The sequence below is a fragment of the Ensifer soli genome, from assembly GCF_041928815.1.
Taxonomy (GTDB): Bacteria; Pseudomonadota; Alphaproteobacteria; order Rhizobiales; family Rhizobiaceae; genus JBHFEI01.
Genome location: NZ_JBHFEI010000003.1, coordinates 59886 through 86140 on the forward strand (window position 1 = coordinate 59886; position 26255 = coordinate 86140).

Annotated in this window: 23 protein-coding genes; 14 read left to right on the forward strand and 9 right to left on the reverse strand. The window is 67.3% G+C overall.

Translation table 11 applies throughout. The features are described 5' to 3' along the window. Nucleotides 1-6: 6 nt before the first annotated feature. Nucleotides 7-459, reverse strand: coding sequence for a hypothetical protein (locus tag ACEVQ6_RS05240; protein ID WP_374887870.1), 453 nt, complete (start codon nt 457-459; stop codon nt 7-9). A 496-nt stretch (nt 460-955) separates the two neighbouring features. On the opposite strand from ACEVQ6_RS05240, the gene ACEVQ6_RS05245 reads away from it, so the two are divergent. From ACEVQ6_RS05245 to groEL, 7 genes are all read left to right on the forward strand, one after another. After that, nucleotides 956-2623, forward strand: coding sequence for an aromatic/alkene/methane monooxygenase hydroxylase/oxygenase subunit alpha (locus tag ACEVQ6_RS05245; RefSeq protein ID WP_374887871.1), 1668 nt, complete (start codon nt 956-958; stop codon nt 2621-2623). A 102-nt stretch (nt 2624-2725) separates the two neighbouring features. Beyond that, a complete protein-coding gene (locus tag ACEVQ6_RS05250; protein ID WP_374887872.1) occupies nt 2726-3811 on the forward strand; it encodes an NADH:ubiquinone reductase (Na(+)-transporting) subunit F in 1086 nt (361 codons plus the stop codon). 127 nt (nt 3812-3938) lie between these two features. After that, nucleotides 3939-4997 carry an aromatic/alkene monooxygenase hydroxylase subunit beta gene (locus ACEVQ6_RS05255; protein ID WP_374887874.1) on the forward strand — a complete coding sequence of 353 codons (1059 nt, stop codon included), beginning with the start codon at nt 3939-3941 and terminating at the stop codon, nt 4995-4997. Between the two features lie 20 nt (nt 4998-5017). Continuing rightward, nucleotides 5018-5386: an MmoB/DmpM family protein gene (locus tag ACEVQ6_RS05260; protein ID WP_374887875.1), complete on the forward strand. Its 369-nt coding sequence runs from the start codon at nt 5018-5020 to the stop codon at nt 5384-5386. A 76-nt stretch (nt 5387-5462) separates the two neighbouring features. After that, nucleotides 5463-6485: an amidohydrolase family protein gene (locus ACEVQ6_RS05265; protein WP_374887876.1), complete on the forward strand. Its 1023-nt coding sequence runs from the start codon at nt 5463-5465 to the stop codon at nt 6483-6485. A gap of 4 nt (nt 6486-6489) precedes the next feature. After that, nucleotides 6490-7281 (forward strand): iron-sulfur cluster assembly protein, encoded by a 792-nt coding sequence (locus tag ACEVQ6_RS05270; RefSeq protein ID WP_374887877.1) that lies wholly within the window; start codon nt 6490-6492, stop codon nt 7279-7281. A 66-nt stretch (nt 7282-7347) separates the two neighbouring features. Continuing rightward, complete coding sequence (groEL, locus tag ACEVQ6_RS05275) at nt 7348-8982, forward strand: molecular chaperone GroEL (protein ID WP_374887878.1); 1635 nt, start codon at nt 7348-7350, stop codon at nt 8980-8982. A 205-nt stretch (nt 8983-9187) separates the two neighbouring features. Here the strand turns inward: groEL and ACEVQ6_RS05280 are convergent, their stop codons facing one another. After that, nucleotides 9188-11236 (reverse strand): sigma-54-dependent Fis family transcriptional regulator, encoded by a 2049-nt coding sequence (locus ACEVQ6_RS05280; RefSeq protein WP_374887879.1) that lies wholly within the window; start codon nt 11234-11236, stop codon nt 9188-9190. A gap of 73 nt (nt 11237-11309) precedes the next feature. After that, entirely contained in the window at nt 11310-11792 is a 483-nt protein-coding gene (locus ACEVQ6_RS05285; RefSeq protein ID WP_374887880.1) for a hypothetical protein, read from the reverse strand. A 301-nt stretch (nt 11793-12093) separates the two neighbouring features. Between ACEVQ6_RS05285 and ACEVQ6_RS05290 the strand changes: the two genes are divergently transcribed. From ACEVQ6_RS05290 to ACEVQ6_RS05320, 7 genes are all read left to right on the forward strand, one after another. Continuing rightward, a complete protein-coding gene (locus ACEVQ6_RS05290) occupies nt 12094-12813 on the forward strand; it encodes an SDR family NAD(P)-dependent oxidoreductase (protein ID WP_374887881.1) in 720 nt (239 codons plus the stop codon). A 140-nt stretch (nt 12814-12953) separates the two neighbouring features. Next, the gene (locus tag ACEVQ6_RS05295; protein WP_374887882.1) at nt 12954-13916 is read left to right on the forward strand and encodes an AraC-like ligand-binding domain-containing protein; all 963 of its coding nucleotides are present in this window, start codon (nt 12954-12956) and stop codon (nt 13914-13916) included. A gap of 199 nt (nt 13917-14115) precedes the next feature. Further along, nucleotides 14116-16146 carry a hydantoinase/oxoprolinase family protein gene (locus tag ACEVQ6_RS05300; RefSeq protein ID WP_374887883.1) on the forward strand — a complete coding sequence of 677 codons (2031 nt, stop codon included), beginning with the start codon at nt 14116-14118 and terminating at the stop codon, nt 16144-16146. Between the two features lie 3 nt (nt 16147-16149). Then, nucleotides 16150-18117 (forward strand): hydantoinase B/oxoprolinase family protein, encoded by a 1968-nt coding sequence (locus ACEVQ6_RS05305; RefSeq protein WP_374887884.1) that lies wholly within the window; start codon nt 16150-16152, stop codon nt 18115-18117. Between the two features lie 103 nt (nt 18118-18220). Continuing rightward, nucleotides 18221-19078 carry an FAD binding domain-containing protein gene (locus ACEVQ6_RS05310; protein ID WP_374887885.1) on the forward strand — a complete coding sequence of 286 codons (858 nt, stop codon included), beginning with the start codon at nt 18221-18223 and terminating at the stop codon, nt 19076-19078. Further along, complete coding sequence (locus ACEVQ6_RS05315; RefSeq protein ID WP_374887886.1) at nt 19075-19557, forward strand: (2Fe-2S)-binding protein; 483 nt, start codon at nt 19075-19077, stop codon at nt 19555-19557. Before ACEVQ6_RS05310 ends, ACEVQ6_RS05315 begins: the two co-directional genes overlap by 4 nt. Beyond that, a complete protein-coding gene (locus ACEVQ6_RS05320) occupies nt 19550-21898 on the forward strand; it encodes a xanthine dehydrogenase family protein molybdopterin-binding subunit (protein ID WP_374887887.1) in 2349 nt (782 codons plus the stop codon). Before ACEVQ6_RS05315 ends, ACEVQ6_RS05320 begins: the two co-directional genes overlap by 8 nt. Nucleotides 21899-22235: 337 nt before the next feature. On the opposite strand, the gene pqqE is transcribed toward ACEVQ6_RS05320, so the two are convergent. The 6 genes from pqqE to ACEVQ6_RS05350 all read right to left on the reverse strand — a co-directional run bounded on the left by pqqE (nt 22236) and on the right by ACEVQ6_RS05350 (nt 26232). Beyond that, complete coding sequence (pqqE, locus tag ACEVQ6_RS05325) at nt 22236-23324, reverse strand: pyrroloquinoline quinone biosynthesis protein PqqE (protein WP_374887888.1); 1089 nt, start codon at nt 23322-23324, stop codon at nt 22236-22238. Further along, nucleotides 23321-23593, reverse strand: coding sequence for a pyrroloquinoline quinone biosynthesis peptide chaperone PqqD (pqqD, locus tag ACEVQ6_RS05330; RefSeq protein ID WP_374887889.1), 273 nt, complete (start codon nt 23591-23593; stop codon nt 23321-23323). Before pqqD ends, pqqE begins: the two co-directional genes overlap by 4 nt. Further along, nucleotides 23590-24360 (reverse strand): pyrroloquinoline-quinone synthase PqqC, encoded by a 771-nt coding sequence (gene pqqC / locus ACEVQ6_RS05335; RefSeq protein WP_374887890.1) that lies wholly within the window; start codon nt 24358-24360, stop codon nt 23590-23592. Before pqqC ends, pqqD begins: the two co-directional genes overlap by 4 nt. Next, complete coding sequence (pqqB, locus tag ACEVQ6_RS05340; protein WP_374888210.1) at nt 24357-25262, reverse strand: pyrroloquinoline quinone biosynthesis protein PqqB; 906 nt, start codon at nt 25260-25262, stop codon at nt 24357-24359. Before pqqB ends, pqqC begins: the two co-directional genes overlap by 4 nt. Next, nucleotides 25259-25360 carry a pyrroloquinoline quinone precursor peptide PqqA gene (pqqA, locus tag ACEVQ6_RS05345; protein ID WP_374888211.1) on the reverse strand — a complete coding sequence of 34 codons (102 nt, stop codon included), beginning with the start codon at nt 25358-25360 and terminating at the stop codon, nt 25259-25261. Before pqqA ends, pqqB begins: the two co-directional genes overlap by 4 nt. A gap of 98 nt (nt 25361-25458) precedes the next feature. Further along, nucleotides 25459-26232, reverse strand: coding sequence for an ABC transporter permease (locus ACEVQ6_RS05350; RefSeq protein WP_374887891.1), 774 nt, complete (start codon nt 26230-26232; stop codon nt 25459-25461). Nucleotides 26233-26255 lie beyond the last annotated feature (23 nt).

Below are 26255 nucleotides of genomic sequence, written 5' to 3' on the forward strand. Positions count from 1 at the left end.
CGGCCGTCATGGCCCGGCCCCACCATCCGGCGTTTTCCAGGCGTCGAGCAGGGTCGGCAGCGTTGGAATCTGGGTCCTGAACTGGCGCTCGGCCATCTCGACATGGCTGCGCAGCTGGTCCCAGACGTCGACCCGGATCATCGTGTCGCCCGTCAGCCGCTCCATCTCCTCGACGCGGAACTGCCGCGACAGCGCGACGCCGGAGAAGACGAAGTCGCGCAGCAGGATCGCATGGCGCTCGACAAAGGCATGGATCAGCGGATGCGTCTCCTCGGTGATGCCGTTCAGCGCCAGCTCGGCGAGGATGAAGGACTGGAAATGGCCCTGCATCAGCGACTGGCTCTCGCCGATGAAGCGCATGACGAAGACGAGGTCGCGCTGCATCAGCCGCGACAGCGCGGTCGTCACGTCCGCCGCGCCGCCGTCGGGAAGCGGCCTGTCTCCATGGGTGCCGGGCATGGGTCTTCCCTATTCTGTTGACGAAGTCGAGATTTACGAAGGTATCTTACAGAAATATTCGTGTCTACTTCTGTTTATCTCGCAGTTGCGAGATGTATAGATCTGTAAATCCTGAAGATACACCATTACATCTGTCCGTTACGAACGTAAAGAAATGTTACAGTTCGCCGGGCTGGCCGCGCGTCATTTGGTGGAAAACGGCGGAAATTGAAACTGGCACGCCCGTTGCATCGCTTGTGACACAAAGTCATCGCGCTCACAGCGACGCAAGAAGAACGAAGGGCAAGGGGAGCGGTAATGCGTCGTCCGGTCGAGGAGTCCGGGCACCCCTTCATCACCTTTGCCGAGATTTCACGAACGCTGCGGTGTTCGGGCGCGGATCTTTGCGTGCCCCTTGCCCAGCCGTTCCGACTCTCGCTCGCGGCGCCGCATGCGCCGTACCGGCCGGAACCCGAGGCGGTTCGCGGCATCCTTATCAAGTGGAGGCTGATGACCCATGTCGTCCTTGACGTTGAACAAGATTACCTCGCAGCGCGGCATCTCCGTCGGCGAGGCGACGAAGAAGATCTCCGACCTCGGTTGGAACCCGACCTATGTCCAGGAAGCGATGACGTTTCCGACGGACTACAAGATCACCAAGGCGCCGCGCGACCCGATGAAGCAGGTGCTGCGCTCCTATTTCCCGATGCAGGAGGAAAAGGACAACCGCGTCTACGGCGCGCTCGACGCGGCGCTGCGCGGCGACATGTTCCGCAATGTCGAGCCGCGCTGGGTCGAATGGATGAAGCTGTTCCTGGCGATAATCCCCTTCCCGGAAATCTCTGCCGCCCGCTCCATGGCGATGGTCGCCCGCATCGCGCCGGGCGAGGACCTCAGAACCGGCTTCACCATGCAGATGGTCGACGAGTTCCGCCATTCCACCATTCAGATGAACCTGAAGAAGTGGTACATGGAGAACTACATCGACCCGGCCGGCTTCGACATCACCGAGGAGGCCTTCGGCAAGTGCTACGCCACGACGATCGGCCGCCAGTTCGGCGAGGGCTTCATCACCGGTGACGTGATGACGTCCGCCTGCCTGTACCTCACCGTCGTCGCCGAGACCGCCTTCACCAACACGCTGTTCGTCGCCATGCCCTCGGAAGCCGCCCGCAACGGCGACTACGCGCTGCCGACCGTGTTCCTCTCGGTCCAGTCGGACGAGAGCCGGCACATCGGCAACGGCCACTCGCTCTTGATGGCGGCGCTGAAGGAGCCGGAAAACCACCTGCTGCTCGAACGCGACCTGCGCTACGCCTTCTGGCAGAACCACGCGATCGTCGATGCCGCCATCGGCACCTTCATCGAATACGGCACCACCAACCGCGACAAGAACAAGGAGTCCTACGCGGAGATGTGGCATCGCTGGATCTTCGAGGACTACTACCGCACCTACATGCTGCCGCTCGAGAAATACGGCATCAAGATCCACCACGACGACGTGCACGAGGCGTGGAACCGGATCACCAAGAAGCACTATGTCCACAAGGTGGCGCAGTTCTTCGCGGTCGGCTGGCCGGTCAACTTCTGGCGCATCGAGGCCCAGCGCGAGGCCGATTTCGACTGGTTCGAGGCGAAGTATCCGGGCTGGTACGCCCAGTTCGGCGAGTTCTGGAAGTGGTACGACAAGCTCAGCCGTCCGGGCGAGACCGTCATCACCTTCAACCAGGACACCGGCTACGTCTATCCGCATCGCTGCTGGAGCTGCCTCGTTCCCTGCCTCATCCGCGAGGACATGGTGGTCGACGAGATCGACGGGCAGCTGCACACCTTCGCCCACGAGCTCGACCGCTGGACGGCCGTCGAGGCCTTTGCCGACGAGTACCAGGGCCGGCCGACGCCGGCGATGGGCCGCTTCTCCGGCAAGCGCGAATGGGAGACCCTCTATCACGGCTGGGATCTCGCTGACGCGATCAAGGACCTGAACTTCGTCCGTTCCGACGGCAAGACGCTGGTGCCGCAGCCGCACCTGCGTTTCGACGCCAAGGACATGTGGACGCTCGACGACGTGCGCGGCCACACGCTGCTCTCGCCGCTGACGCTGCTGCGGGAGATGTCGCCGGCCGACCGGGAGAAGCACCTCGCCGAGTACCGCGCGGGCTTCCAGATCAAGCCCTGCAACTAAGGTCAGACGCGCGCGGAGGCCGGTTGCCGGCCTCCGCGACACCAGGGAAGAGGCCGCGGCCCTGACGAAGGGACGTGGACGGGATTGGGAGATTTCAAAACGATGGCTGAGGCTCAGAAAGTGCCGGTCGCCGCGCACACGGTCCGCCTGGAACCGGTCGGCGTCGAATTCGAGGTCGAGAACGGGGAGACGGTGCTGAACGCCGCGTTCCGCCAGGGCATCGCGCTGCCGCATGGCTGCAAGGAGGGGCAATGTTCCGCCTGCAAATGCGTGCTCCTCGACGGCGAGGTCGACATGCTCAAATATTCGACCTTCGCGCTCAACGACATGGAGAAGGATTCCGGTCATATCCTGCTCTGCCGGACGATCGCCTATTCCGACATGGAGGTCGAGCTTCTCAACTATGACGAGGAGGTGCTGTCGAAGTCGATCGCGGTGAAGACCTTCCAGGGACGCATCACCGGCATCGAGAAACTCACCCACGACATCCGGGGCATCGACATCGAACTCGGCTCCTCGATGAAGTTCTGGGCGGGGCAATATGTCGACATCACGGTCACCACGGAAAAAGGGGAGACGATTACACGCTCGTTCTCCATGGCAAATTCGCCGGGCGAAACCCAGAAACTCTCCTTCATCATCAAGAAATACCCCGAAGGAAAATTCTCCGGAGAGCTCGATGCCGGCGGAATCCGCATCGGCGCCGCCGTCACCGTCGTCGGGCCCTACGGAACCTGCTTCCGGCGCGAGGGACGAGAGGGACCGCTAGTGCTGGTCGGGGCGGGCTCCGGCATGTCGCCGGTCTGGTCGATCCTCAACGACCATCTCGAAAGCGGCGAGCAGCGTCCGGTCTATTTCTTCTACGGCGCCCGCACCGAGGCGGATCTGTTCCATCTCGACCGCATCGCGGCGCTGACGCACAGGCATCCGGAGGTCACCTTCATCCCCGTGCTCTCGCATGCGGGCGAGGAGAGCGGCTGGACGGGCGAGCGCGGCTTCGTGCACGAGCGGGTCGACGGCTGGCTGAAGGCGCTCGCCATCGACGGCGAGGGAGACGTCTATGCCTGCGGCCCGCCGCCGATGATCGACGCGCTGCAGCCGGTTCTGTTCATGAACGGTTTCGAGAGCGAACGCATCTTCTTCGACAAGTTCACCACCTCGTCCGGCGGCGGCACGCCGGGCCACTGACACATCCGTCCCCTCAAGGGACTCCACGAACATTCAGCGAGTTGCGGCGCGTCGGGAGAGAGGCGCCGGACGGAGCCGCGCGGCCTGCCGCCGGCATCACTGGAACGGGCAACAAGGGAGTGAGACCATGCCTGCACTATCGAGTTCGGTCGGCTCAGGCGCCGCCGGCGCGGCGATCTTCGCCGATTCCGACAGCCGGAAATACCGCTATTTCGAACCGCGCGGCCAGCGCGCCACCCATTACGAGGACGTCACCGTCGACGTCCAGCCGGATCCCGAACGCTACCTGATCCAGAACTGGATCATCTCGTTCGCCAACGGCAAGGGCGCCTATGTCAAGGACAACACGGCGGCGAAAAGCTCCAACTGGCACGCCTTCCGCGCACCCGACCAGGAGTGGGAGCGCACCCATTACCAGCGCCAGTCGAAGATCGAGACGATGGTGCAGAGCGTGATCGCCAACGCGCGGCGCGCCGGTGCGCCAAAAACCTTCGACAAGGTCTGGAGCAAGGTGCTGCAGGCCCATCTCGGCGCCTGGAAACACGCGGAATTCGGCCTCGGCACCTCGCTGATGCAGGCGCAGCGCTACGGCTACACCCAGATGATCAACAATGCGACGCTGACGAATTCGTCCTACAAGCTCCGCCTTTCCCAGGACATCACGCTCTATCTCGCCGAGATCGGCATGGACATTCAAGGCTGGGACGACGAGCTCGGCAAGAAGACCTGGCTCGAGGACGGCATCTGGCAGGGCACGCGCGAGGCGGTCGAGACCATCATGGGCACGACCGACTATCTCGAACAGTATTTCGCCATCAACCTCGTCTTCGAGCCGCTGGTCGGGGAACTGTTCCGCTCCGGCTTCCTGATGCAGGCGGCGGCGGCCAATCACGACTTCATCACGCCGCCGGTGATCTCCGCCGCCGAGGCCGACTACGAACGCAACCTCGCCAACACGATCGACCTCGCCTACCTGCTCGCCAACGACCATGCCTATGGCGACCACAACCGCGCGCTCTTCCAGGGCTGGATCAACAAGCATGCCGCGCTCGCCGACAAGGCGGCGCAGGGGCTTCAGCCGATCTGGTCGATGCCGCATTCGAAGCCCGTCGCCTTCACCGACGTCCGCGCCCAGTCCGAGGAGCGGATCGGCAGGATCCTCGGCGAACTCGGCCTCAAGCGCTAAACAACACAAGGAGAACTCACATGTCCGTGGTCGCCCGCGACAATTCGCACGACAACATCTTCAAGTCGATGAAGGACATCACCTTCGAGCAGACCATCTCGCACCAGTGTGGGGTGACGATGAACGACTCGGTCGAGGCCCGCGCCATCGCCGAGTTCATGAGCAAGAAGCCCGGCGTCGTCGTCACCTACCAGCCGGCGATGATCCGCATCGACGGCAACGGCAAGCTGATCTTCAAGATGGACGAGATCAGCGAATATCTCGGCCGCGAGATGACCGCCGAGATCTTCGAGGTCAACACCTCCACCCATTACGGCCGCATGGTCCGCATCGACGACAACGAGGTCATCCTATTCGGCGATATGGACGAGGTGTTCGAATACATCTGAGGGCGGGGGAAGGGCCGGCGCGTCCGCCAAAGGCCGCGCCGGCCGCAAGCGCATCATCGAAGAGGAGGAGAGAACCATGTACGTCACCCCCGAAGGCAAAGAGATCTTCATCGTCGACGGCCACACGCATTTCTGGGACGGCAGCCCGGAGAACCAGCGCAATATCCACGGCAAGCAGTTCGTCGAGTGTTTCTACGCCTATCACACGGCGCTGAGCCCGAAGGAGCAGCTCTGGGAGAAGGCGAAGTTCGAGAAATACAGCGCCGACGACCTCTATCGCGACCTGTTCATCGACGGTCCCGACGACGTCGCCATCGTCCAGTCGACCTATCTCAAGGACTTCTACAAGACCGGCTTCAACACGATCGAGCGCAATGCCGAAATGGCGCAGCGCTACCCGGAGCGGTTCATCATCAACGGTTCCTTCGATCCGCGCGATGGTGAGAAGGCGCTCGAATACATCCACTTCATGAAGGAGACCTACGACATCCAGGGCGTGAAGATGTACACGGCCGAGTGGAACGGAGCGTCCAAGGGCTGGCGCCTCAACGACCCGGACGCCTATCGCTGTTTCGAGCTCTGCGAGAAGCTCGGCATCAAGAATGTCCATGTCCACAAGGGCCCGACGATCATCCCGCTCAACAAGGACGCCTTCGACGTCCATGACGTCGACTATGCCGCGACCGATTTCCAGAACCTCAACTGGATCGTCGAGCATTGCGGCCTGCCGCGGCTCGACGACTTTTGCTGGGTCGCCGTGCAGGAGACCAATGTCTATGGCGGTCTGGCCGTCGCCCTGCCGTTCATCCATTCGCGGCCGCGCTATTTCGCCGAGGTCATCGCCGAGCTCCTGTTCTGGGTCGGGCCGGAGAAGATCCTGTTCGGCTCGGATTACGCGATCTGGACGCCGCGCTGGCTGGTGGAGAAATTCTGGGCCTTCGAGCTGCCGGAGGATATCAAGCAGGAGCGCGGTGTCGACCTGACGCCGGAGATCAAGGAAAAGATCCTCGGCCTCAACGCCGCGCGCCTTTACGACATCGACATCGAGGCGAAGAAGAAGGCGCTTGCCGGTTCGCCCTTCAGCATCGCCGCGGAGTGAGGCGATGGACAGCCTCGCCCTTGACGAACGCCGCCGGAGGGAACTCTGGCGGCAGCTTGCGACCGTCAACGATCCCGAGCTCGACGAAGCCGTCACCGAGATGGGCTTCATCGACCGGGCGGAGATCGACGGATCGGGTGCCGTCGCCGTCGATTTCCGCCTGCCGACCTACTGGTGTTCGCCGAACTTCGCCTTCCTGATGCTGGAAGACCTGAGGAATGCGCTTGCCGCCCTCTCCTGGCAACCTTCCTTCCGTATCACCCTGCACGACCACATGTTCGCCGAGGAAGTGAACAAGGGCATCGCCGAGGGCAGGGGCTTCTCCGAGATCTTCGGCGCGCTCGCCGAGAAGGCGGATCTGGAGGCGCTGCGGGAGAAATTCCGGCGCAAGGCCTTCCAGCGGCGGCAGGAGGCGGTGATCCTCGCCCTGCGCGCCGCCGGACTTTCCGATGAGGCGGTCGTCGGCCTGACGCTTGCCGGTCTTGATGCCGTGCGCGGCGTCGATGGCACCGTCGTCGCCCGCTACCGCGAGATCGTCCGTATCCGCTTTCCGCAGCGGACGCCGGAGGAGGCCGCGATCGTCGACCTCGACGGGGGCGCGGTCGATGCGGCGGGGCTCGTGGCCCATCTCGCCGATCTGCGCAGCGTCCGCATCAACATGGAGTTCAACGGCGCGCTCTGCCGGGGGCTGAAGGGCACGCGCTACAAGGAGGTCGACCGCGTCGACGGGGAGCCGACGCTCGTCGATTTCATCGCCGGCCGCGTGCCGGCGCAGGGGCGGCCGGCCGTGATCTGAAACGAGAAGGCCATGTCCCGACTGGCCAGCAATCAACAAGCCGCCCGTCAGGCGGAAGGAGGAACCATGCCCAAACTGATGTTGCACAATTCCGAGGCGCGCAAGGCGCTTGCCCGCGGCGTCGGCCGCCTCGCCGCCGCCGTCGAGCCGACGCTCGGACCCCGCGGCATGAACGCAATGATCGACCGTCCCATCGGTACACCGATGGTCACCCGCGACGGCGTCAGCATCGCCTCCGAGATCGAGCTTTCCGACCGCTTCGAGAACATGGGCGCGCAGGTGGTGCGCGAGGTCTCGATGCAGACGAACGAGATTGCCGGCGACGGCACGACGACGGCGATCGTGCTCGCCAACGCGCTGGTGCAGAAGGGCATCGAGGCGAACGAGCGCGGCGCCAAATCCGTCGATCTCTGCAAGGGGATCGACCTTGCCGTCGACGCGATTGTCACCGCTCTCAAGGCCAAGGCGAAGCCGGCCAAGGGCAACGGCGCGCTCGCCGCCGTCGCCACGATCGCCGCGACCGACCCGAAGCTCGGAGCGCTCGTCGCCGAGGCCTATGAGCGCGTCGGCACCGACGGCGTCATCACCACCGATTTCAGCGTGACGACGGAAACGACGCTCGACGTGGTCGAGGGCATGTCCTTCGACAGGGGCTACCTCTCCCATCACATGGTCACCGACCAGGAGAAGATGGAGGTGGTGCTGGAGCATCCTCTGATCCTGATGACGGACCTGAAGATCCGCGAGCCCTCCGCCCTCGACGGCGTCCGGGCGATCGCCGACAAGGCGGGGCGGCCGCTGCTGATCGTCGCCGAGGAAATGGCGCCGGAAGTGGTGGTGACGCTGCTCGGCCGCAGCGGCCCCGGCAAATACCTCGTCGTGCATCCGCCGGAATACGGCCACTGGCGCAAGGCGATGATGGAGGATCTGGCGATCGTCACCGGCGGGCGCGTGATCGCCCGCGATCTCGGCGGCCGCATCGAGGACGTGACGGCGGAGGATCTCGGCTCGGCCGAGCGGGTACGCACCTCGTCGACCCACACCTCCGTCATTCGCGGCGGCGGCGATCCGGCGGCGATTTCCGCCCGGCGCGCCCAGGTGCAGCGGCAATACGAGGCGGCGCCGCCGAATGTCGAGCAGGACAAGCTGCGCGAACGCCTCGCCAAGCTTTCGGGCGGGACCGCCGTCCTCTCCGCCGGCGGCGTGACCCCGGTCGAGCAGAAGCGCACGATCCAGCTGATCGAGGATTCGCTGCATGCCGTCAGGGCTGCTGCGGAAGAAGGGGTCGTCGCCGGCGGTGGTTCGGCGCTCGCCCAGGTCTCGCCCGTCCTCGACGACGTGCTGGCGGGCGTCAGCGGTGACGTCGCCGAGGGCGTGCGGCTGGTGAAATCGGTGCTGACCCGGCCGCTCTGGCGCATCGCCGTCAATGCCGGTGCCGATCCGGAGACGATCATCGCCGAGGTCACCCGCGTCAACAGCGGCCATGGCTACAACGCGGCGACCGGCACCTACCAGAACATGATCGATGCCGGCATCGTCGATCCGGTGCGCGTCACCTACACCGCGCTGCGCAATGCGGCCTCCGTCGCCAAGCTGATCCTGACGACGGAAACGCTGATCGGCGATCTCGCCGAGGACGAGGTCGATCCGACCGCCGGTCCGGCGCTCGGCGGGGGAGCGGAGCGGCTCGGCCGCGCCTGAGCGACGGTAAAAACGAAAGCCGGCGGATCCTCTCCGCCGGCTCACTGTTTTGGGACGAGGGCGCATAGGAGCGGTATTCCCGTCGTCCCGATGCTTCAGAGTATTCCGTCCACAGCCTATCGCCGTCTTTGTCGCGCGACCGCTTCCGGCTTCCGCGCAACACGCGGTTGACATCCCTTGTCGGACCCGCCGGCATTGTTGGCCGTCAGACGAAGCCGCGCCTTATGCCGAACTGGTCGAGCTTGCGGTAGAGCGTCGGCCGCGAGATGCCGAGGCGGCGCGCGGCGCGGCTGACATTGCCGTCTTCCGCCGCGAGCGCGCTCATCACCGCCTGGCGCTCGGCCTCCTCGACAGTCAGGATCGTGGCGCTGCCCTGCGCCTGAGCCGCGCCGGCGACCGCGAGCGGCATCGCCTGCGCCATGCGCAGGTCGGCGGGCAGGTCGTCGCGCCGGACGATGCCGTCGCGCGACAGGACATGCAGCCTCTCGACCAGATTGCGCAGTTCGCGCACATTGCCCGGCCAGCGATAGGCCGAGAGCGCATCCAGCGCTTCGCTGGTGAAATGCAGCGGCGCGCCGTTCTTGCGGGCGGCGAGCCTCGCGTTGAAATGCTCGACGAGCCGCAACCAGTCGCCGCCGCGCTCGCGCAGCGGCGGCACCTGGATCGACACGGTGCTGACGCGATAGAACAGGTCGCGCCGGAAGCGCCCCGCGGCCACCTCCTGGCGGAGGTCCCGGTTGGTCGAGGCGACGAGGCGGACGTCGACCGTGCGGCCCCGGCTGTCGCCGAGCCGGTGGACGATGCGCTCCTCAAGCACCCGCAGCAGGAAGGGCTGGATGTCGATCGGCATCTCGCCGATCTCGTCGAGGCTCAGCACGCCGCGATGGGCGCGCTCGAAGACGCCGGCCTTGCCCTCGCGCGACGCGCCGGTGAAGGCGCCCGGCACATGGCCGAACAGTTCGCTGCCGAAGAGTTCCTTGGTGACGGCGCCGCAGTTGAGCGCGACAAAGGGGCTGTCGGGCGCACCGCCGCCGGCATGGATCAGCCGGGCGAAAAGCTCCTTGCCGACGCCGGTCTCGCCTTCAATCAGAAGCGACGTGACCTCGCCGGTCGCCGCGATCCGGCAGGCGACGTCGACGGCCTCGCGCAGCGCGTCGCTCTCGCCGACTATGGCGGCCGAGGCCTCGCGCAGCCGGGAGGGAAGCGCTATGCCTGCCACCAGCACCCGCGCCATGTCGACCTTGGGGAAGACCAGCGCCGCGCCGCGCACATTGCCGTCGAGTTCCAGCGGGCGCACCAGGCAGGATTGCATCTCTTCGGGCAGTGTCCTGGCGATCGTGTCGAGGAAGCCGGAGTTCGAAAGCTCCGGCAACCGACAGTGGCGCGCGCCCTGCCGGATCGTCTCGCCGAAACGCGTCCCCTCCGCCATCGGCACGTTGTTGCTGTAGATCGCGCGCCCGTGCCGGTCGATGATCATCAGCCCGTCGGAGGCGCGGTAATTGCTCGCCGAGGCGATGAAGGCCTCAAGCAGCCGCGTGCGCTCGGCGTTCTGCGAGTCGGCGAGCGCGCGCTCGATCTCGCGCGCGGCCGCGGCGACGAGGGCGATGTTGTGCGGGCGGAAGATGTCGGGATGGCCGGACAGGTCGACGACGCCGATCACCTTGCCGTCGAACGGGTCGCGGATCGGCGCGCCGGCGCAGGTCCAGCTCTTGATGCCGGCGCAGAAATGTTCGGCGGCGTGGACGAAGACCGGCTCGCCGGTCCACAGCGCCGTGCCGATGCCGTTGGTGCCGACGACGTCCTCCGTCCACTTGCCGCCGATGCCGAGATGGATGTCCATGCCGCTGAAGATCGTCTTGCGGTCGCCGATCACGTCGATCAGCACGCCGTCGCTGTCGGCGAGCACGAACATGGCGCCGGTGCCTTCGAGCATCCGGCCGATGGCGGCGAACGGGCGCGTGGCGGCGGCGAGGAGTTCGGCATTGCCCCGCGCGATCGCCTCGACCGCGTCGCGGTCGGTCTCGAGCGGGGCCTCGTTGCGCTGGGCGTCGATGCCGCTCTCGGCGCAGCGGAACCAGGATTCGTTGATCGTCGAACGGACGGGAAGCGCGCAGGAGCGCGGACCCGTCCGTCCCTCGATCACGCTTTCCCAGGCGCGCATCGTGTTGATCTCATCGTAATCGGCATAAAGGGCGGTGGCGTCCGGAACGAACCGGCCGATCGGCGGGCTGCTGGCGGTGCTGTCCTGTTTCATCGGCAATCACATCCACGCTTCGAGGGAAGACGGCGAGGGCGAGGCGTGCCGGTTCCCGGCCGCCGGTCGACGCTCAGGATTGCCAGGGAATGTCGAGGCGCTGGCCGATGTCGGCGGCAAGCGCATCCGCGCCGTAGGCCGGGCCGATCATGACCCGGTCGAGGTCGTCGAGCATCGTCGCCGTCGCGGCGTCGAGCGGCGCGATATAGCCGTGGGCTGCGGTCGCGAGAACGAAGCTGCGCATCGCCCCGCTGTCGCGCAGGTCGCCGAGATGCAGCATCTGCCGCCCGCTCGAGATGTCGGCGACGATCACCCGGCCGTTCGGGGTGACGCGCACCTGCGGCGAGGGTTCCGGTGCTGCGGGAGGCGCGCCACCGACATGGATGACCAGCCCTTCGGCCTCGGGTTTCTGTTTCGGCTGCAGCGAGCGGGAATAGTGGCCGTCGCTCAGCAGATCGGCGAGCCGGTGGATCGTTCCCCGGTTCTGCCGGAGCATGTCCTTGAGATGCGCGTCCTCCCGACGCGGACCGTCGCGCTTCGAAATGATCTCGACCATGGAGTCCTCCCAGACGTCAGCGGCATGTTCGATGCATTTTGTCGTTTCGGGAACGGAGCGTAGCACATTTCCTCCGATGTACTATGCGTTCTGCGGGTCTCCCGATGCATTTGGATGCCGGATTTTCAAGGTGCCGGCCGCGTCCTGCGCGCGGTGGCGTTTGTCCTGTCATGATAGCGTCGTCACCGGCGAACGGGTGGTGCAGGAGGGCGGCGTTCGCGCGCGGCGCCGCGCGATTGACAGGCCGCCGGCGCCGCCCGACAGTACGGCGCATGTCATGCCGAAAGTGAAAGTCGAGTCCATGCGCCTGAAAGATCGTGTCGTCCTGGTCACCGGTGCCTCCCGCGGGATCGGTCTCGGGATCGTCGAACGCTTCGCCGAGGAGGGGGCGGTCGTCGTCGCGGCGAGCAGCCGGCCGGAGGGGTGCGCCTATCCCGCCGGGGTCGAGGCGATCCGCCTCGATGTCTCCAGCGAGGAGGACTGGCGGGACGCCGTCGGCACCGTTCTCTCGACCCACGGCCGCATCGACGCACTGGTCAACAATGCCGGCATCATCTCCTATGAGCCCCTCGACACGCTGAGCCTTGCCGAATGGAGCCGCATCGTCGCCGTCAACCAGACCGGCGTCTTCCTCGGCATGCGCGCGGTGGTCGAGCCGATGAAGAGGGCGGGGCGCGGCGCCATCGTCAACATCTCCTCGATCTGGGGCAATGCGTCCGTTTCCGGCGCGCACGCCTACCATGCAACCAAGGGCGCGGTGCGCAACATGACGAAGAACGCGGCGATCACCTATGCGCCGTTCGGCATCCGGGTGAATTCCGTCCATCCGGGCTTCATCGCCACGCCGCTGACCGATTCCCAGCCCGCCGATCTCAACCGCGTGGTCATCGAGGCGACACCGATGAAACGCGCCGGCACGCCGCGCGAGATCGCCCATGGCTGCCTGTTCCTCGTCAGCGACGAAAGCAGCTTCATGACCGGCTCCGAGCTCGTGATCGACGGTGGCTATCTCGCCCAGTAGGCGCAAGCCGCGCGGCGGCGGACATAAATTTATGCGCTTTTTGCCAATACGGCGCCCGAAAATGCTGTATCCTTCCTTCCACAAAAAGAACGGGCCGACCCCGGCAGGCTGGGGCCCGGCAGGCAGGGGAATGTCGAGGAATGAGATACGTCGTCGATAGCATCGGCGGCCGTTCGGGCGGGGATGCCTGGCAGGCCGCGGTCACCGAAACCTACTTTCCGCTCGATACGGATTATCGCAGCCGGCGTGAATTCTCGGGTGTGCTCGAAACCTGGAATCTCGGCCTGATCGGCGTGTCGAAGATGCGCTGCGGCGGGGTCAGCTACCGCAGGCATCGCCGCCACTTCCTGAACGAGCGGGATGCGAGCCTGCTGATCACCGTGCCGGAGACGAGCGAGGTGCATTTCTCGCAAGGGTCGCGCACCGTCGCCTGCGCGCCGGGCGGTTTCATCGTCGAGCGCGGCGATGCCCCTTACGAATTCTGGCACGGCCGGCCGAACGCGCTCTGGGTGTTGAAGGTGCCGTCGGCAAGCGTGCGCTCGCGCATCGGCGCGACCGAGCGGCTGAGCGCGCTGAGTTTCGACGCGACGCGCGGGGTCGCCGCCCTCTTCCTCGACACGGTGCGCACCACGATCGGCCATATCGACGAGATCGACGCGGCGGCGCGCGAGATGATGGGCCGGCACATCCTCGACATGCTCTGCCTCTCGATCGTCAGCGACGAGCGGGTGCTGAACAGCAGCGTCTCTTCCATCCGCGCCGGGCACCTGCACCGCGCCGAGCAGTATATCCGCGACAATCTGAAGGACCCGGCGCTCGGCCCCCAGGCGGTGGCGGAGGCCTGCGGCATCTCGTTGCGCTACCTGCAGGGCCTGTTCCAGGACAGCGACGCCTCGATCGTCGGCTTCATCCGCGACAGCCGCCTCGACCACTGCGCCGAGGAACTGATGTCGGCGACGAACACCGCGACGATCGCCGAGATCGCCTATCGCTGGGGCTTTGCCGACCAGTCGCAGTTCTCCAAGCATTACCGGGCGCGCTTCGGCCGCTCGCCGAGCGACACGCGCCGGGAGGCCGTGGCGCGGGCGGGCAGCCGGCACTAGGGTTGTCGGGGATGGGGTGGACCCCGGTTATCCCGAAACGACAAACGACAGCAAAAGAGCCGCGGGTCTGTCTGGTTCAGAATGAACCTGACAGACTCCAGCCATAGGTTTCATCGATGTCACGACGCTGACGCCGCCTCCCGGAGACGCGGCGGTCGGGCAGCCGTGTCCGCAACACCCAGCCTGCAAAGGACCGAACATGACGAAGACGAGAGTGGCCGTGGATGTCGGAGGCACCTTCACCGATATCTGCATCATGGACGAGGAAACGGGTGCGATCCGCATCGAGAAGACGGCCTCGACGCCGCACGACCCGATGCAGGCGATCCTCAACGGCATCGAGCAGGGCGGCATCGATCTTTCAGAGGTGACGATGTTCTCCCACGGCACCACGGTCGCCACCAACGCGCTGATCACCCGCCGCCTGCCGCGCACCGCCATGGTCTGCACCGAGGGGTTCCGCGATGTCGTGGAAATCCGCCGGGCGAACAAGGAAGACCTCTGGGACACCTACAAGGATGTCGCCAAGCCCTATATCCCGCGCCGCGACCGGCTGACGGTCGGCGAGCGTGTCGATGCGACGGGCGCGGTGCTGGAGGCGCTGAACGAGGAGGAGGCCCGCCGCGTCGCCGCCGTGTTGAAGAAGCGCGAGGTCAAGTCGATCGCCGTCTGCTTCATGAATGCCTATGTCAACGGTGCGAACGAGCGGCGCATGCGCGATATCCTGAAGGAGGTCATGCCGGACGTGCCGGTGTCGATCTCCTCGGAGGTCATGCCTGAGATCTTCGAGCATGAGCGTTTCTCCACCACGATGGCCAACACGGTCTGCGCTCCCGTCGTCGTCGACTATGTCTCGCGGCTTGGCGACGCGCTGGCTGCGGGCGGCTACACGCGCGACCTGCTTCTCCTTCATTCCGGCGGCGGCGTGATGACGCCCGGCAGCGTGCGCGATTTCTCCGCCCGCCTCGCCGGCTCGGGCATCGCCGCCGGTGCGATCGCCAGCCGCTTCATCGGCAATCTCTGCGGCTTCCCCAATTCGATCGGCTTCGACATGGGCGGCACCTCGACCGACGTGTCGCTCGCCTGGAACGGCGAGCCGCGCATCACCAAGGACTGGTACATCGAGTATGGCTATCCGATCCGGTTCCCCTCGATCGAGGTACTGACGATCGGCGCCGGCGGCGGCTCGCTCGCCTGGCGCGACGAGGGCGGTTCGCTGCGCAACGGCCCGCAATCGGCCGGCGCCTATCCGGGTCCCGCCTGCTACAAGAACGGCAACGGGACGGCGACCAACACCGACGCCAATGTCGTGCTCGGCCGGCTCGGCACCAGCCTTGCCGGCGGCAAGATCACGCTCGACCCGGCGCTTGCCGAGACGGCGGTGAGGACCACGGTCGCGGAACCCTTCGGCATGGAGCTGCACCAGGCGGCGGAGGCGATCGTCGCCGTCGCCAATGCCAACATGGCGAATGCCGTGCGGCTGCTCTCCATCAGTCGCGGCTATGACCCGCGCGATTTCGCCCTCGTCGCCTTCGGCGGCGCCGGCGCGCTGCATGGTGCTGCTGTGGCAAAGGAACTGGCGATTCCGACCGTGATCGTCCCGCCCAATCCCGGCGTGACGTCTGCGCTGGGTTGCCTGCTCGTCGACATCCAGCACGATTTCTCCGACAGTTTCATGGCGGATGCGTCCTCCGTGGCACCCGAGGAGATGGAGGCGGCGTTTGCCCGCATGGAGGCGCACGCCGTCGAGCGGCTGGCGCATGAGGGCGTCGCCGAGAAGGACATGGCGCTGCAACGTTCCGTCGAGATGATGTATCAGGGCCAGTGGCGCTCGCTGTCCGTGGCCGCGCCCGCCCGCATCGTCAGCGTCGCCGACCTGATCGAGGCCTTCCACGCCGAGCACCAGCGCGAGTTCAACTTCCGCCGCGACGAGGCGCCGGTCTCCGTCTTCCGCGTCGCCGTCAAGGCGCTCGGCATCGTGCCCAAGGCGGATCTGCCGAAATATGACGAGGTCGCCCATGCCCCGGAGCCCGTCGGCCGCCGGGCGGTCTGGTTCGACGGCGTGTCCCACGACGCAGCGATCTACGAGCGCGAAAAACTCTCCGCCGGCGCGGCCTTTTCCGGTCCGGCGATCGTCGAGCAGTTCGACAGCACCACCGTGGTGCCGCCCGGCATGGGCGCGAAGGTCGACGCCTTCCTCAACATCCTGATCACGACGACGAAGGGCTGAGCCATGAACACCTTCCCGCAGACGGAACAGAGCCTCGATCCCGTCACCTTCGAGGTGCTGAAGAATTCCTTCATCACCGCCGTCGACCAGATGGCCGAGCAGATGCTGCGCACCTGCTATTCCTTCGTCATCTACAACCGCGACTTCTCCAACGCGCTGCACGATGCCGACGGCAATTCGGTGGCGCAGGGCAATTACGACATCGCCGTCCATGTCGGCACGCTGCACAACACCTGCAAGGAGGTGATCCGCGTGTTCGAGGGCGAGATGGCGCCGGGCGACGTCTACGCCATCAACGACCCTTACGCCGGCGGCACCCATTTCAGCGACGTGCGCCTCGTCCGGCCGATCTTCGACGAGGACAAGCTGATCGGTTTCTCGCAGTCGAACGGCCACTGGTCGGATCTCGGCGGCTCGGTGCCCGGTTCCTTCGACGTCTCGGCCCGCGACATGTTCCGCGAGGGCATGCGCATCACCCCGGTCCGCCTCTTCCGCGGCGGCACCTTCTGCTCGGACGTCGCCAACCTGATCGCCGCCCAGACCCGCGATCCGGCCTCGATCATCGGCGACATCCATTCGCAGGCCCAGGCGACCCAGGTCGCCGAGCGCGAACTTCTCCGGCTCGTGCGCAAATATGGCCGCCAGCAGGTGACGCAGGGCATGCAGGAGGTGCAGGACTATGTCGAGCGCGCCGTGCGTCGTCGCGTCGCCGAACTGCCGGACGGCACCTGGGAGACGGTCGACTATATCGACCGCGATCCCGCGACCGGCGAGGGCATGATCCCGATCCGCATCAAGATGACGATCAAGGGCGACCAGATCCACTATGATTTCACCGGCAGCCATTCGACCATCGCCTCGATGTACAATTCGGCGCCCGGCGCCACCTTCTCGGCTGTCGTCGCCGGCACCAAGACCTTCTTCCCCGACCTGCCGCTCAATTCCGGCTTCTACCGGATGATCTCGGTGACGGCGCCGAAGAACAGCGTCGTCAGCGCCGAATGGCCGGTCGCCGTCACCGGCTTCCTCATGCCCTTCGAGAAGATCATGAACGCGATCTTCGAGATGTGGTCGAAGATCATGCCGGAGCGGGCGATCGCCTGCGCCTTCAACCTCGAATACCTGCTCGCCGGCGGCCGCGACGCCCGCAAGCCGGAAAAGCCGATCTTCATGTTCTACGAATGGCTGCCGGGCGGCTGGGGCGGGCGCAACGGCAAGGACGGCGCCGACGTCACCACCGCCTGCTTCGGCACCGGGCTGATGTCGCAGCCGAACGAGGGCAACGAGCGCGTCAACCCGACCCGCACCACCGAATTCCAGATCCTGCGCGACTCGGCCGGTCCCGGCAAATGGCGCGGCGGCGTCGGCCTGCAGAAGACCTCGGTGCTGCTGGAAGCGGAAAGCGCCGTCATGTCCTATATATGCGACCGCGAGCGCGCCGTCGTCTGGGGCGTCGACGGCGGCCTTCCCTCGATGCCGCACGGGCTGACCATCCGCCGCGCCGGCGACGAGAACGCCAAGTGGCTCGGCTCGGTCTTCTCCGACTATCCGGTCTTCTCCGGCGACGAGTTCGCCCGGCCGACCGCCGGCGGCGGCGGCTTCGGCGATCCCTTGGAGCGCGATCCGGAAAAGGTGAAGGAGGACGTCATCGACGACTACGTCTCGATCGCGCGGGCGAAGGCGGATTACGGCGTGGTCATCCGCGAGATCGACGCCGACCTTTGCGCCTACGAGGTGGACTTGGCGGCGACCGAAGCGGCCCGCGCCGAGATCCGCGCCGGGCGCAGGGACTGGGCGCGTACCGATCCGGAGATCGTCTCGCAAAAATACCGGGCCGGGGAGATCGATGCGCTCGACGCGGTGCGCCGCTATGCCGTCATCCTCGACTGGGAGACGGGCGCCGTGCTGCCGAAGACGACCGCGCAGTTCCGAGAAAGCTTCGAAGCGCGCTCCGTCGCCCATTGGGGCTGAGACATCGCCAGCGCGGCGGATTTCAGGTTCGCCGCGCCGCTTTTTCATGCGACGATGCTGCATCGCATCAATCGCGACTGCATTGCGAAGGGAGCCCCCGGCGATGATCCTTGACGAAAAGCGCATGCTTCTGTCGCCCGCGACGCTCGGCGAGGCGCTCGCCGCGCGTCGGCAGGGCGCGCAGGTGCTCGCCGGCGCGACCTGGCTGATGCGCGATCCGCGCCGGAGCGTTCCGCTCCCGGCGTCTCTCGTGTCGCTGCACCGGATCGCGGACCTTTCCGCCGTCGAGATCGGCGCCGACCATGTGACGATCGGCGCCGGCGTGACGCATGAGGCGCTGGCCCGGGCGCTCGGTGGCGTGCCGGAATTCGCCGCCGTCACCGACGCCGCGCGTGGCGCGGCCAATCCGGCGATCCGGCGCGTGGCGACCGTCGGCGGCAATCTCTGCACGCCGGATTTTGCCGCCGCCGACCTCGTGCCCGCCTTTCTCGCCTGCGGGGCTTCCGTGGAGGTGGAAACGGCGCAGGGCACCCTCGTCCTGCCGATGCCGGACTTTCTCGCGCGTCGCCGCGCCTTGCTTGTCGATGCCCTCGTGACCCGCATCCGCTGTCCGCGCGACATCATGGCGAGCGCACACCGGCGGCTGCCGCTGCGCCGGGCCGGCGACTATCCCGTCGCCATCGTCTCGGTCGCACGCGACGGGGACGGCCGCCTGCGCATCGCCGTCGGTTCGGTCGAGCCGGAGGCGCGGCGCTGGACGGCGCTGGAGGCGGCAATCGCCGCCGAGGCCGGGCCGGGATGGCAGGAGCCGCAGCGCGTCGCGGCGCTCGCGGCCGAACACAATGATTTCGAGGGCCGCGACGGCATCGAGGCCGACGGCTGGTATCGCCGGCAGGTGCTGCCGGCGCTTCTCGGCCGCGCGCTGGCCGGGCTTTCCGCGAAAGGGGATCCTGCGGCATGACGGTGACCTTCACGCTCAATGGCGGCACCTGCCGCTTCCATGGCGATCCGATGACGCCGCTGGTCGATCTGCTGCGCAACGAGCGCTACCTGACCGGCACCAAGGCCGTCTGCCGCGAGGGCTTTTGCGGCGCCTGCACCGTCGAGGTGGACGGGGCGGCGGTGATGTCCTGCCTGAAGCCGGTCGGGCTCCTTGCCGGTTCCTCGGTGACGACGATCGAGGCGCTGGCGACCGGCGAGGCGGCGATGCATCCGCTGCAGGCCGCCTTCGCCGAGGCCGACGTCGTCCAGTGCGGCATGTGCTTTCCCGGCATGGTGATGAGCCTCTCCGCCTTCCTGCGCGACACTCCGGCTCCGGACCGGGAGGCGGTAAAGGCGGCGATGGTCGGCAATATCTGTCGCTGCACCGGCTATGAACGCATCGTCGATGCCGTCATGGCCTTCGTCGCGCGCGGGCAGGAGGGGGCGACCCATGGCTGATCCATCCGCGACCGTGATGGACCTCCCCCGGCGCGATGCGCGCGACAAGCTGCGCGGCCGGACGAAATACACCAACGACCGCCGCCGGCCGGACATGCTCCATGCCGTGCTGTTGCGGTCGACGATCCCCTGCGGTCGCATCCTGCGTCTCGATGTCTCCGCCGCGCTCGCCTGTCCTGGTGTGCGGGCGGTCGCGACCGGGGCGGATGCGCCCGGCCTCTACGGCATCGGCATCGCCGACCATCCGCTCTTCGCCATCGACGCGATCCGCTACCATGGCGAGCCGATCGCCGCGATTGCCGCCGACAGCGAGGCGGAAGCGCACGCGGCGCTGGCCGCGATCATGCTGGAGGTGGAAGAACTCGCGCCGCTCTACACGATGGCGGACGCGCTTTCGCCCGATGCGCGCCTCGTTCATGCCGACTGGAAGAGCTACGAGGTGCTGACGGAGGGCGGCGCGCGGGCCGGCAACATCGCCTGGGAGGCGAAATCGGTGCGCGGCGACGTCGACGCCGCCTTCGCCCGGCCGGATGTCACCATCGTCGAATCGCGGCTCGAGGTCGGCCGCCAGAGCCATGTCCCCTTCGAGCCGCGCGTGGCGATCGGTTCCTGGGAAGACGGCCGCGCCCATATCCAGACCTCGACGCAGGTGCCCTGGACCGTGCGCGGCGTCACCGGGCGGGTGATGCAGCTCCCGCCGGGCCGCGTGCGCGTCACCGTGCCACCGGTCGGCGGCGGCTTCGGCCTGAAGTTCGATGCGACCATCGAGCCGATCACGGCGCTGCTCGCCAAGATCGCCGGCCGGCCGGTGATCCTCGAAAACAGCCGGCAGGAGGAGATGGCGACCTGCCTCTGCCGCGAGAATGCCGAGATCGTCATCCGCTCCGCCGTCACCGCCGAGGGCGAGATCGCCGGGCGCGAGGCGGTGGTGCTGATGGATTGCGGCGCCTATGGCGGCGAGCAGGTGTTCCTGACGACGATGACCGCCCACACGCTCGGCGGCAATTACAAGGTCGGCGCGATCCGCCTCGTCAGCCGCGCCGTCTATACCAACACCCCGCCGAACGGGGCGTTTCGCGCCTGCAACGGCGTCTACAACACCTTTGCGCTGGAACGGCATACGGACGAGATCTGCGCGGCGCTCAGGTTCGACCCGGTCGACTTCCGCAAGAGGAACGTGCTGGGCGACGGCGACCTCGGCGCCACCGGCCAGGTCTTCGAAGCCGACGTGCTCGGGCCCATGCTGGAGCGGATGGACGTGCTGCGCGCGACGACCGGCACGGCCGAGGCACAGGCGGATGGCCGACTCTACGGCCGGGCGACGACGGTCGGCACCTGGTTCGTCTTCGTCGGCCCGTCGGCTGCCACCGTCAACCTCAATGCCGACGGCAGCGCGACGCTGGTCACCTCCGGTGTGGAGATCGGTTCGGGCACGATGATGCAGGCGCTGCCGCAGATCGTCGCCGGCGAACTCGGGCTCCATCCCGACCGCGTCATCGTGCGCGAGGCGGATACGGATGCGGCGGGTCTCGACGTCGGCGTCGGCGGCGGGCGCACCACGGTGTCGATCGGCGCCGCGAGCGTTGCCGCCTGCGGCGAGGTGAAGGAGAAGCTGCTGAAGGCGGCGGGTGAGATGCTTCAGACGGCACCGACCGCCCTCGTCCTGCGCGAGGGCCGGGTCGAGATCGCCGGGCGGCCGGGCTCGGGCGTCGCCATTCCCGCGATCGTCGCCCAGGCGCAGGCGACCACGGGGCCGATCAGCGGCACCGGCAGCTTCACCGCGAAGAACGTGCCGGCCATGGCAGGCTGCGCCATGGGCCATTTCCTCGATGCGCTCGATATTCCGGTCTTCGTCGTGCACGAGGCGGAAGTGGCGGTCGATCCGGACACCGGCCATGTCGAGGTGCTCGCCTACCGCGTCGTGCAGGATGTCGGCCGCGCGCTCAACCGCCGCGCCATTCTCGGCCAGATCCAGGGCGGCGTGGTGCAGGGGCTCGGCTATGCGCTGCACGAGGAGGTGACGATCGCGAAGGACGGACGCATCGCCGAGGACGGGTTCGAGACCTATCGCGTGCCGCTCGCCGGGGATGTCGTCCCGGTCGTCGCCGATCTCTACGAGGGCGCCCCCTCGATCGGGCCGCTCGGCACCAAGGGCGCGGGGGAGGTGCCGATCCTCGCCGTCGGCGCCGCGATCGGTTGCGCTGTCGCCAACGCCATCGGCAAGCCTGTCGCCCGCCTGCCGCTGACACCGCCACGCGTGCTGCGGTTGCTGCACGACCGCGAACCGGCGGTCTCCCACCGGCATATCGCGCCGGACTGGTCGGACAATACGCTCGGCTGAGGACGTGGGCCGTGGGACATCCTTCGGCGACGAGGGTGTCGCCTGTGGCAGACGGGCTGATCGGCCGGGGCAACGCGTCCCCCGGTGCCCATCGGTTTTCCGGCGCCCGTGTGGTGCCGGAATCCGGACGGTCGCATGCGGTGCCGGTCTGGCGGCGCTTCCGCCGCGGCCGGCGGGAGGGGGCAGGGCCGCTTCGGATGCGGCGGCAGCGCGGGTTTTCCGGGCTCGGCACCGCCTTGGGCCATCCCGCTCCCTTTGATAGCGCAACGCTCCGGGGCGACAGCGCCCTCCACCCGCCGATTGCGCAAGCTCCGCCGAGGGCTGGATCGCGCCCCCTTCAGCTCGGCTGGCCGCGATGGACGAAGTCCGGCGCGGGGGCTGCGGCCTCCGCCGCAAGGATCGCGTCGACCAGGCCGCGCGTCGGCGCATGGCGGCAGACCGGGTCGGTCGCGGCCGGATCGGCGGCGAGCGCCATCGCCTGGCAGCGGCAGCCGCCATGGTCGTGCTCCCGCCGCGCGCAGCTCCGGCAGGGCTCCTGCATCCAGCCATGGCCGCGAAAGGCATTGAAGGCCGTACCGTTGCGCCAGATCTCGGAAAGGCCGCGTTCCGTCACCCGGTCGAAGACGAGGCCCGGGATGGTCGCGGCGGCATGGCAGGGCAGCACGGTTCCGTCCGGCGCCACGTTCAGCCCCGTCGAACCCCAGCCGCCCATGCAGGCCTTCGGGTAATCGGCGTAGTAGTCGGGCGGCACGAAGTCGATCATCATCTGGCCCGCATAGGCCTCCCGCGCCCCGGCGATCACCGCCTTGGCCTCCTCCACCTGCCCGCGCGACGGCATAAGGGCCGCGCGGTTTTGCAGCGCCCAGCCGTAGAACTGGACGCAGGCGACCTCGACGCGGCGCGCGCCGAGATCGGCGGCGAAGGCGATCGTCGCCTTGAGATCGTCGAGCGTGTGGCGGTGCATGACGGCATTGACCGTCAGCGGCAGTCCGCGTGCCTGCACCTCGGCGGCGAAGGCGCGCTTGCGCGCGAAGCCGCCGCGATAGGCGCCGATCCAGTCGGCTTTTTCCGCGGTGATCGCCTGCAGCGACAGTTGCACATGGTCGAGGCCGGCCGCCTCCAGCGCGTCGAGGCGCGCCGGCGTCAGGCCGATGCCCGAGGTGATCAGATTGACGTAGAGCGCTGCCTCGCGCGCCGCCCGCACCAGTGCTTCGAGATCGCGCCGTGCGGCCGGCTCGCCGCCCGAAAGATGGAGTTGCAGCACGCCGAGCGCAGCCGCCTCGCGAAACACCCGCGTCCAGGTTTCCGTCGAGAGTTCCGCCGCGCGTCCCGTCAGTTCGAGCGGGTTCGAGCAATAGGCGCAGGAGAGCGGACAGCGATGGGTCAGTTCCGCGAGCAGCGCGATCGGGGGCGGCGGCAGGGTCATCGGTAATCCACCAGGCGCTTGACGGCGAAACCGTCGAGAAAGGCACGGACGTCGCCGGCGACCTCTTCTTCCGGCGCGCCGTAGCGCGCCGCCAGCCGCGTGGAAATCTCCGAGAGGGTCGAGACGCCGTCGACCTCGGCGAGGATGGCCGTGCCGATCTCGTCGAGCATCAGCGCGCGCTCCGGCGCGAGCAGCACCATGGCGTCGCGCACGCGGTCGTGATGAAGCCGCGTGCCGCGCGGCAGCACGGGAACGGGGTCGCCTTTCATCGGTGCATCTCCCGCCGGCCCTCGCCGGGGCGCCAGGCGCCCGGCGGAATCCGGCCCTCGACATAGCCGTTCCAGAGCGCGTCGAGCTGGGCCCAGAGCACGTCGGTCTTGAAGGAGAGGGCGGCGATTGCCGCCTCCTGCTCGGCCCGGCTCGTCGCATGGGTCAGCACCCAGTCGAGCGTGAAGCGAACGTCCTTGGGCGCCTCGGTCAGGCGATGGCTGAAATAGGCGATCGTCTCGCGATCGGCGAAGGCATAGTGGGAGAGCAGCCCCTCGATGCGTTCGGCATGGATCGCCGGGGCGAACATTTCGGTAAGCGAGCTTGCCATGGCGGCGATCAGCGGTTCGTCGCGGACGAAGCGGACATAGGCGTCGACGGCGAAGCGGGTGGCGGGCATGACGCCGCGGCCGGAGGCGACATAGGCGGGATCGAGGCCGACGCCTTCGGCAAGCCGCAGCCAGCGACGGATGCCGCCGCCCGCCTCGACGCCGCCGTCATGGTCCTCGATGCGCGAGCGCCAGATGCGCCTCAGGTCCGGATCGCGGCAGCGCGAGAGGAAGGCGGCGTCCTTCATCGGGATCGACGACTGGTAGTGCCAGCGGTTGATCACCCAGGCCTGCACCTCGTCCATGGTGCAGAGGCCGCCATGCAGCCTCGCATGGAAGGGATGGCGGTCGTGATAGCGCTCCGCGCCGATCCGGCGCAGCCGCGCCTCGAAGGTGCCGCGGTCGAGCGGCAGGTCGTCATGGCGCGGCGTGATGGTCAAGGCAGGATCTCCATCCGGTCCCGCGCGATCTCCCAGCCGGCGGCCTCGATCGCAGCGCGGGCGGAACTTCCGGGCATCAAAGCGGGGTTCGTGTTGTTGATGTGGGTGTAGAGGCGACGGCCGCGAAGCGATGCGAGGCGCGCAAGCGAGCCTTCCGCTCCGCCGATCGCGATATGCCCCATGCGGGCGCCGGTCTTGGCGCCGGTGCCGGAGGCTGGCATCTCGTCGTCCGTCCAGATCGTGCCGTCGAAGAAGACGGCGTCGGCGGGTTCCAGCCGTCTCACCAGGCAGTCGGGCAGTGCCGCACAGCCGGGAACATAGTGCACCTCGCGCTCCGCGGTGCGCAGTTCAAGGCCGATCGTCTGTTCCCCCATCGCCGCAAGCGCCGGCGGTCCCTCGTCCTCGAGGTAGAGCGGCACCTTGCCGGGCACGGCATAGGGCGTCACCGTCAGGCCGGGCAGGGGCTCGAACGGAACGTCGAGCGCGATGACGCTGCGGGTCACCAGCGCCGGGTCGAGCACGTTGAAGACGCTGTTGGCCGAGAGCACGCCCTGCGTTGCCTCCGTGGCGAAGAGCATGAAACCGGTCTTCTCGCGCAGGGTCAGAAGGCCTGCGATGTGGTCGACATCGCCGTTGGTAAGCACGACGGCGCGGACCGGACTTCCCCTGAGGCTGCGCGGATGGAGTGCCGCACAGTCGGCGAGTTGCTGGCGCAGGTCTGGTGAGGCGTTGAGCAGCACCCATTCGTCGCCGTCGACGCTGACGGCGAGCGCGCTCTGCGTCATCGGCGCGATCAGGCCCCGGCGCGCGGCCGCGCATTGCGCACAGCCGCAGTTCCACTGGGGCAGGCCGCCGCCGGCGCCTGCCCCGAGAACGACGATACGCACCGTCGTCCTGTTCAGAACGGATAGTCGGGACGCGGATCGTCCTCCGCCGGGCCGTACATGTTGATTTCCATGCCGCAGGCGATGTCTTTGACGACGGGTTTCTTCCAGGCCATGTCTTGCTCTCCTCCAGTAGGCGGGGTCACCGCGACACGGAGGCTGCACCCGTCGGTGCCGTTCCACAATGCGACCAAGGTCGCGGTGGCAGCCTGCCTTACGGGAAGCGGCGCCAGCGGTTGGCGCGCGCCTCCCACGGCGCAAGGACGAGACGTTCGACGGCGAGCATCACCGCGACGAAGGAAAGCGCATAGGCGAGCACATGCGCCGTCTCGAACTGCTGGAAATAGAGGTGGATGCGGAAGCCGATACCATTCGAGCGGCCGAGGAATTCGACGACGAGCACGATCTTCCAGATGACGGCGATGCCGTTTCGCGCGCTGAGCGCGAACCAGGGCTGGAGCTGCGGCAGGACGACGTGGCGAAGGCGCGCGAGGGAACCGAGACGGTGGACGGTGGCGAGTTCGTCGAGCGCGGGATCGCAGGCGCGCATGCCCTGGCGCAGGGTGACGAGCACCATCGCGGTCTTGTTCAGCGTCACCGCCGTGATCGCCGCCGTCTCGTTGAGGCCGATCCAGAGATAGCAGAGGACGATGAGGACGAGCGCGGGGAGGTTGAGGAAGACGGTCACCCAGGGATCGGCCCAGCGGTCGAGCCGGGGATGGCGGCCGAGCAGGATGCCGATCAGCGACCCTGCCGCCATCGCCAGCGTGAAGGCGAGGCCCACCCGCGCCAGCGTCGCCGCCAGGTCGCGCGGAAGCCTGCCCGAGGCGGCCTCCGTCCAGAATACGTCCGCCACATGCCAGGGGCCCGGAAGCACGCTTTCGTCGGACTTCAGCCAGGCGAGCAAGGCCCAAAAGAGGACGAGGAGCGCCAGCGACGCCAGGAAGACGCCGCGCGGCGGGCGGTGGGCGATCGGTTCCTCGGTCATCTCGTCCTCCCCGGTGCCGGATC

Bases quoted from the DNA above. Each gene is read 5' to 3' on its own strand.
- ACEVQ6_RS05280 (WP_374887879.1), bottom strand. From the start codon at position 11,236: ATGAAACAGGACAGCACCGCCAGCAGCCCGCCGATCGGCCGGTTCGTT.
- ACEVQ6_RS05255 (WP_374887874.1), top strand. From the start codon at position 3,939: ATGCCTGCACTATCGAGTTCGGTCGGCTCAGGCGCCGCCGGCGCGGCG.
- pqqD (WP_374887889.1), bottom strand. From the start codon at position 23,593: ATGAAAGGCGACCCCGTTCCCGTGCTGCCGCGCGGCACGCGGCTTCAT.
- ACEVQ6_RS05350 (WP_374887891.1), bottom strand. From the start codon at position 26,232: ATGACCGAGGAACCGATCGCCCACCGCCCGCCGCGCGGCGTCTTCCTG.
- ACEVQ6_RS05300 (WP_374887883.1), top strand. From the start codon at position 14,116: ATGACGAAGACGAGAGTGGCCGTGGATGTCGGAGGCACCTTCACCGAT.
- ACEVQ6_RS05250 (WP_374887872.1), top strand. From the start codon at position 2,726: ATGGCTGAGGCTCAGAAAGTGCCGGTCGCCGCGCACACGGTCCGCCTG.
- ACEVQ6_RS05305 (WP_374887884.1), top strand. From the start codon at position 16,150: ATGAACACCTTCCCGCAGACGGAACAGAGCCTCGATCCCGTCACCTTC.
- pqqA (WP_374888211.1), bottom strand. From the start codon at position 25,360: ATGGCCTGGAAGAAACCCGTCGTCAAAGACATCGCCTGCGGCATGGAA.
- ACEVQ6_RS05320 (WP_374887887.1), top strand. From the start codon at position 19,550: ATGGCTGATCCATCCGCGACCGTGATGGACCTCCCCCGGCGCGATGCG.
- ACEVQ6_RS05295 (WP_374887882.1), top strand. From the start codon at position 12,954: ATGAGATACGTCGTCGATAGCATCGGCGGCCGTTCGGGCGGGGATGCC.
- groEL (WP_374887878.1), top strand. From the start codon at position 7,348: ATGCCCAAACTGATGTTGCACAATTCCGAGGCGCGCAAGGCGCTTGCC.
- ACEVQ6_RS05265 (WP_374887876.1), top strand. From the start codon at position 5,463: ATGTACGTCACCCCCGAAGGCAAAGAGATCTTCATCGTCGACGGCCAC.
- ACEVQ6_RS05245 (WP_374887871.1), top strand. From the start codon at position 956: ATGTCGTCCTTGACGTTGAACAAGATTACCTCGCAGCGCGGCATCTCC.
- ACEVQ6_RS05315 (WP_374887886.1), top strand. From the start codon at position 19,075: ATGACGGTGACCTTCACGCTCAATGGCGGCACCTGCCGCTTCCATGGC.
- ACEVQ6_RS05290 (WP_374887881.1), top strand. From the start codon at position 12,094: ATGCGCCTGAAAGATCGTGTCGTCCTGGTCACCGGTGCCTCCCGCGGG.
- ACEVQ6_RS05260 (WP_374887875.1), top strand. From the start codon at position 5,018: ATGTCCGTGGTCGCCCGCGACAATTCGCACGACAACATCTTCAAGTCG.
- pqqE (WP_374887888.1), bottom strand. From the start codon at position 23,324: ATGACCCTGCCGCCGCCCCCGATCGCGCTGCTCGCGGAACTGACCCAT.
- ACEVQ6_RS05285 (WP_374887880.1), bottom strand. From the start codon at position 11,792: ATGGTCGAGATCATTTCGAAGCGCGACGGTCCGCGTCGGGAGGACGCG.
- ACEVQ6_RS05240 (WP_374887870.1), bottom strand. From the start codon at position 459: ATGCCCGGCACCCATGGAGACAGGCCGCTTCCCGACGGCGGCGCGGCG.
- ACEVQ6_RS05270 (WP_374887877.1), top strand. From the start codon at position 6,490: ATGGACAGCCTCGCCCTTGACGAACGCCGCCGGAGGGAACTCTGGCGG.
- ACEVQ6_RS05310 (WP_374887885.1), top strand. From the start codon at position 18,221: ATGATCCTTGACGAAAAGCGCATGCTTCTGTCGCCCGCGACGCTCGGC.